Source organism: Deltaproteobacteria bacterium (assembly GCA_028818775.1).
GTDB lineage: Bacteria > Desulfobacterota > Binatia > UBA9968 > JAJDTQ01 > JAJDTQ01.
Genome location: JAPPNE010000106.1, coordinates 1 through 5,784 on the forward strand (window position 1 = coordinate 1; position 5,784 = coordinate 5,784).

Annotated in this window: 6 protein-coding genes and 1 tRNA gene; all 7 read left to right on the forward strand. The window is 67.0% G+C overall.

The window, feature by feature from the left end:
- Window positions 1-134 precede the first annotated feature (134 nt).
- The 7 genes from pheT to OXU42_12645 all read left to right on the forward strand — a co-directional run bounded on the left by pheT (window position 135) and on the right by OXU42_12645 (window position 5,679).
- Window positions 135-2,543 carry a phenylalanine--tRNA ligase subunit beta gene (gene pheT, locus OXU42_12615; protein ID MDE0030231.1) on the forward strand — a complete coding sequence of 803 codons (2,409 nt, stop codon included), beginning with the start codon at window positions 135-137 and terminating at the stop codon, window positions 2,541-2,543.
- A gap of 36 nt (window positions 2,544-2,579) precedes the next feature.
- A complete protein-coding gene (locus tag OXU42_12620; GenBank protein ID MDE0030232.1) occupies window positions 2,580-2,897 on the forward strand; it encodes an integration host factor subunit alpha in 318 nt (105 codons plus the stop codon).
- A 14-nt stretch (window positions 2,898-2,911) separates the two neighbouring features.
- The gene (locus OXU42_12625; protein MDE0030233.1) at window positions 2,912-3,253 is read left to right on the forward strand and encodes a MerR family transcriptional regulator; all 342 of its coding nucleotides are present in this window, start codon (window positions 2,912-2,914) and stop codon (window positions 3,251-3,253) included.
- Window positions 3,254-3,349: 96 nt separating this feature from the next.
- Window positions 3,350-3,426 (forward strand) — tRNA-Pro (locus tag OXU42_12630).
- Between the two features lie 59 nt (window positions 3,427-3,485).
- Window positions 3,486-4,157: a protein-L-isoaspartate(D-aspartate) O-methyltransferase gene (locus tag OXU42_12635; protein MDE0030234.1), complete on the forward strand. Its 672-nt coding sequence runs from the start codon at window positions 3,486-3,488 to the stop codon at window positions 4,155-4,157.
- Window positions 4,158-4,190: 33 nt separating this feature from the next.
- Complete coding sequence (locus OXU42_12640; GenBank protein MDE0030235.1) at window positions 4,191-5,114, forward strand: M23 family metallopeptidase; 924 nt, start codon at window positions 4,191-4,193, stop codon at window positions 5,112-5,114.
- A 19-nt stretch (window positions 5,115-5,133) separates the two neighbouring features.
- Window positions 5,134-5,679, forward strand: a complete 546-nt coding sequence (locus OXU42_12645; protein MDE0030236.1) for an adenine phosphoribosyltransferase — start codon at window positions 5,134-5,136, stop codon at window positions 5,677-5,679.
- Window positions 5,680-5,784: the final 105 nt, after the last annotated feature.

A 5,784-nucleotide genomic window follows, 5' to 3' on the forward strand; every position in this document is an offset into this window, starting at 1 on the left:
AACGAAAAATCCTCCGCATATTATGCTGCGAATTAACCAGACACCACACTAGCCGCGGCGCGATGGGGGACGCGCGGGTTTGAAATCCGCGCCCCGCGACGTATCGCGCCGGCGCGGCCCCTGGTTGCAAGATCATGAAGCTGACCTACAACTGGCTGATGGAGATGGTGGCGTTGCCCGCGGACGCGGGTCCCCTCGGGCCTGAGGAAGTGGCCGACCGTCTCACCCACGCGGGACTCGAAGTGGAAGCGGTGCGGCCGCTGGCGACGGATGTCGGGGCGCTCATCGTCGAGGTGAAGAAGGTGGAGCCGCACCCCGACGCAGATCGGCTTTCCGTGTGCGAGGTCCACGACGACGGTGAACGGCGGCGGGTCGTGTGCGGGGCGCCCAACGTGCGCGCGGGCATGAAGACCGCGTTACTGCGGGCGGGTTCGGTGCTGCCGTCGGGACAGGCCATCGAGCGGCGCGCCATCCGCGGCGTTGCCTCCGAGGGCATGCTCTGCTCCGAGCGGGAACTCGGGTATTCCGACGACCACCGGGGCATCATGGAACTGCCGGCGGACGCTCCCGAGGGAGCGCCCGTGCACGCGTACCTGGGCATGGACGACTGGATGCTGGAGGTGGGGGTGACGCCCAACCGCGGCGACTGCCTGAGCATCCTGGGAATGGCGCGGGAGATCGCCGCCCTCACCGGCGGCCGGGTCCAGGCCCCGGTGATTCCCGAACAACTCCGCGAGCATCCGGCGGCGCTGCCGGTGGCGGTGGAGATCCTCGACCCGTCCCTGTGTCCGCGTTACTCGGCGCGGCTCATCGAAGGGCTGCGGCCGGCGCCGTCGCCGCCGTGGCTGCGCTTCCGGCTCGAGGCCTGCGGCATCCGCTCCATCAACCACATCGTCGACGTCACCAACTACGTGATGCTGGAGACCGGCCAGCCGCTCCACGCCTTCGACGCACGGCAGATCGCCAGCCGGCGGATCGTGGTGCGCACCGCCGGCGCATCGCGCACGCTCACCACGCTGGACGGGTCGGAAAGGGCGCTCCATCCCGACGACCTGCTTATCTGCGACGGGGACACGCCCGCCGCCCTGGCCGGCGTCATGGGCGGAGCGGGCTCGGAGGTCACCGAGGAAACCGAGTCGGTGCTGCTGGAGAGCGCCCACTTCGACCCGCTGACCATCCGGCGCACGGCCAAGCGCATGGGCATGCACACCGAGGCGTCCCACCGCTTCGAGCGCGGCGTGGACCCGGAAGGGACGCGCTACGCCATGGACCGGGCGGTGGCGCTGTGGGAAGCCATGGGCGAGGCTCGGGTGGTGCCGGGCTACGCCGACGTCTATCCGGGCGCCCGCGCGCCGGCCGACATCACCCTGCGCTATGCCAGCGTCGGGCGCGCCTTGGGAGTGGATCTCGCGCCGGACCGTGTCCGCGGCATACTCGAATCCCTCGGCATCGAGGTCAAGGGCGCGACCGCCGAGGCCCTGGAGGTGACCGCGCCCTCATTCCGCTTCGACCTGACGCGCGAGGCCGACCTCGTCGAAGAGCTGGCGCGGATCCACGGATACGACAACATTCCGGCGACGCTGCCGGCCGTGCGCATGGGTGCGGGAACCGACGACCCGTCGCTGCACTGGATGCGCAAGGCACGCACGCTGCTCACCACTCAGGGGCTGAGCGAGGTGGTGACCCTGCCCTTCTGCACGCCGCGGATGAACCAGGCGTTCGGCGGCCTGTGGGACGGAGACGGCAGACCCGTGCGCATCACAAACCCATTGCGCCAGGAAACCGACGAGATGCGCCTCAGCCTGCTGCCGGGACTGGTCGAGAACCTGCACGCCCACGCCGAGCGCCGGAGCCAGAGCTCCATGATCTTCGAGCTGAGCAAGGTCTTCTCGCTCGGACGTGACGGCGGCTACACCGAGCGGCTGAACCTGGCCGGACTCATCCGCGGGCACCGGCCCCGGCGCGGACTCAAGGCCGAGAGCCCGGAGTTCGTGTTCGCCGACGCCAAGGGGATCGTCGAGGACCTGGTGGAGGGGACCGGTTGCGCCGGCATCCGCTGGGAGGCCCGGAAGGCGCCCGCGAGCCTGCACCCGGAAAGGTTCGCCACGGTCTTCGCGGAAGACGCCCGCGTGGGCCATGTCGGGGAGATAAGTCCGCGAGTTCGCGAGGAATTGGACCTGCCCCCCTGCTTCCTTTTCGAGCTTGACTTCGGCCCGATCGTTCACTATGCTCGACCGGATTTTCGCGTTCGGTCCATCCCTCGATTCCCTTCGGTCGAGCGCGACCTCGCCATCGTCGTGGCGCGGGACTTTCCGAGTCAAACCGTGATCGATTGGGTTCACAAGCTGGATGAGAAACTCATCGAACGAGTGGAAGTCTTCGACGAATACACCGGCGAGCCCATCGAGGAAGGCAAGAAGAGCCTGGCCTACAAGGTCTTCTACCGGTCCGCGGAGAAAACCCTTACGGACCAGGAGGTCAACGGCGTGCACGAGGACCTCACCCGCAAGCTGTGTTCCGAATTCGACGCCACGTTGCGCTGAACGCCTGACCGGCCACGGGGCCGTCAGAGGATAGGGATGACCAAGGCGGACATCATCAACCGGATCTACGAGAGGGTGGGTTTCTCCAAGAAGGAGGCCACCGACGTCGTCGAGGCTGCGTTCGAAATCATCAAGTCCCAGCTCGAGAAAGGCGACAAGGTCAAGATCTCCGGGTTCGGGAACTTCGTCATCCACGGCAAACAGCCGCGCAAGGGCCGCAACCCGCAGACCGGCGAGGAGATCACCATCGCGGGCCGCCGGGTGCTGACCTTCAAGCCCAGCCAGACTCTGAAGAAGAACATGAACACCGTCGCGGGCGAGGACTCCGACCCCGACGCTTCCGCCCAGTCGTGATATAATCCGGTGCGATGGCCGTCGTGATTCCGGACAAGCACTACTTCAAGATCGGCGAGGTCAGCACCCTCCTGGACCTCAAGCCGTACGTGCTGCGCTATTGGGAAACCGAGTTCGACATCCTGAATCCCACCAAGGCGAAGTCCCGCCACCGGCTGTACCGGCGCAAGGACGTCGAGTTGCTGCTGGAGATCAAGCGGCTCCTGCACGGCGAGGGCTACACCATCGAGGGCGCGCGCAAGAAGCTCAAGCAGGGCGAAGCCGACGACCACCGGACCAGGGAGAAACCGGACCACCGGCGGGAGCTTGTCCGGATCAGGGACGAGCTTGTTTCGCTCCGCGACTTGATTTCCTGACGCCCGTCCGTTCCCCCTTCCGCCGCGCGGATTCCCTGCCGGCTGTGCGCGAATTGACCCGTTGCCGCTTCGGTGTTAAAAAATTTGCAGCAATGTCGGGGCGTAGCGCAGCCTGGTAGCGCACACGCTTGGGGTGCGTGTGGTCGCTGGTTCAAATCCAGTCGCCCCGACCATCATCCTTACCGGGACCATGGCAACCGGTGCCGTCACGTCAGCTCAATCCAATGGCTCAATGGCCGTGAGTTCCAACAACCGCAGCGTCACAGCACTGGAGGGCGCCAGAGAGCGGATGGTACAGACCCAACTGCTGGACCGCGGCGTGAACGACCCACGCGTGATCCATGCCATGCGCAAGGTGCCGCGCCACTTGTTCGTGGAGCCGGCGCTGGTGAACCGCGCCTACGACGACGACCCGCTGCCCATCGGCGCCAAGCAGACCATCTCCCAGCCCTATATCGTCGGTTACATGCTGCAGGCCCTTGGCCTCAAGGGCACCGAGCGTGTCCTGGAGATCGGCACGGGATCGGCGTACCAGACCGCCCTGCTGGCGGAGTTGTGCGCCAACGTGTTCTCGGTGGAGAAGCTGCGCAGGCTGGCGGTGCAGGGCCGCGCCGTGCTCGACGAACTGCGGTACTACAACGTGGCGATCCACGTGGGCGACGGGACCCTCGGATGGTCCGAGCACGCCCCGTACGACGCCATCGTGGTGGCGGCGGGCGCGCCCCGTGTGCCGGAGCCGTTGGCTCAGCAGCTCGCCGGCGGCGGCCGGCTTATCATTCCCATCGGCGACCAGACTTCCCAGGTCTTGAAGCTCGCGAGCCGCACGCCCAGCGGTCTCGAAGAGACGAGCCTCGGCGAGTGTCGCTTCGTCAAGCTTCTGGGGAAGTACGGCTGGCCGAGTTAGTGTTGCCTGGCTGAAGGTCGTGTACGAATGTTCGTGGACGACGCCGTTGGCTCAGCCCATGTTCGCCCCCGGGGCGCCCTCGCGCTCCTTTTCCTCTACGTCATCCTTGCGGCCGCGGGTTGCAGCTACGTCGACGAACGGGTCGACAACCGGCGCGCCGCCGCCAAGCGTGCCGGCGATGAACGCCGTCCGAAGCCCGCGCGCGCACGCAACGGCGTCTTCCATGCCGTAAAGAAGGGCGAGAACCTCTATCGCATCGGCAAGGCCTACGGCGTCGACCACCAGACGCTGGCGCGCATCAACCGCATCAGGGACACGCGCGACATCCAGATCGGGAGACGGCTGTTCATACCCGGCGCCCACCGGCTGCTGCCGGTGGAGATCATCACGCCCATCAAGGAAGCCGCTCCGGTCAACGCCACGGCCGCGAGCCCGCCCCGCCGCACCAAGCCGGCAAGACCGCGCACCGCGCGGGCGAACACCGCTCCCGCCAAGACTCCGCGCGCCAAGGCGGTTCGTCCCGATACGCAACAGCGCAAGGCCGCATCCGCCGAGACCCGCGCCGCGCGCCGGCCCTCCAGAGGAGCGCGGCGCACGTTCGCCTGGCCCGTCAAGGGCAGGGTCACCGGCAGGTTCGATTCGCGCCCCGACAGCCTCAACGACGGCATCAACATCGCCGCGCCTCCGGGCACGCCGGTGCTTGCCACGCTGGCGGGACAGGTCATCTACAGCGACCAGTTGCGCGGCTACGGCAACCTCATCATCCTGCGGCACCGCAGCGGTTTTGCCTCGGTCTACGCCCACAACCGCAAGAACCTCGTACGGAAGGGCCAGAAGGTGAACCGGAGGCAGGTCATCGCCGAGGTGGGCGCCACCGGCCGGGCCGCCACGCCCTACCTCCACTTCGAGATTCGCAGGAACAACGTCGCGCGGGACCCGCTTTCCTATTTGCCGTGACTGTGCTAGCCCCAACCGCATGAACGATTGGGACAATCGCGGCATCGTAGAGATCCGCGCCGCGATCCGCGACATTCATGACTTCCCCAAGCCCGGCATCGTCTTCAAGGACATAACCCCGCTGCTGAGCGACGGCGCCCTGTTCCGGAGGACCATCGACTTGTTCGCCGAGCGCTACGAAAGCGCACCCGTGGACACCATCGTGGGCGTGGAGTCCCGCGGCTTCATCATCGGGGCGGCCCTGGCCTACCGGCTGGGCAAGGGGCTGTGCGTCATCCGCAAGCCCGGCAAGCTCCCGTACGATACGTTGCAGACCACCTACGAGCTGGAATACGGCACCGACACCCTGGAGGTGCACAGCGACGCCCTGGCCCGCGGCACGCGTGCGCTGCTGGTGGACGACCTCGTCGCCACCGGGGGCACCGCCGTGGCCGCCACCGCCCTCGTGGAGCAACTCGGCGCCACCGTCGTCGAGCACGCCTGCATCATCGAGCTCGGCTTCCTGAACCCGCGCGAAAAGCTCGACCAGGAGCTGTTCTCGCTCATCCGCTACGATTCGGAGTAGCGGAGGCACCAACCCCTGAATCGTCATTCCCGCGGAAGCGGGAATCCAGCTTCCCGCTTCCGCGGGAGTATCTGTGATGGGAGTCAAGGGCTAAGTGGGTTGCGG

Bases quoted from the DNA above. Each gene is read 5' to 3' on its own strand.
- pheT (MDE0030231.1), top strand. From the start codon at position 135: ATGAAGCTGACCTACAACTGGCTGATGGAGATGGTGGCGTTGCCCGCG.
- OXU42_12620 (MDE0030232.1), top strand. From the start codon at position 2,580: ATGACCAAGGCGGACATCATCAACCGGATCTACGAGAGGGTGGGTTTC.
- OXU42_12625 (MDE0030233.1), top strand. From the start codon at position 2,912: ATGGCCGTCGTGATTCCGGACAAGCACTACTTCAAGATCGGCGAGGTC.
- OXU42_12635 (MDE0030234.1), top strand. From the start codon at position 3,486: ATGGCCGTGAGTTCCAACAACCGCAGCGTCACAGCACTGGAGGGCGCC.
- OXU42_12645 (MDE0030236.1), top strand. From the start codon at position 5,134: ATGAACGATTGGGACAATCGCGGCATCGTAGAGATCCGCGCCGCGATC.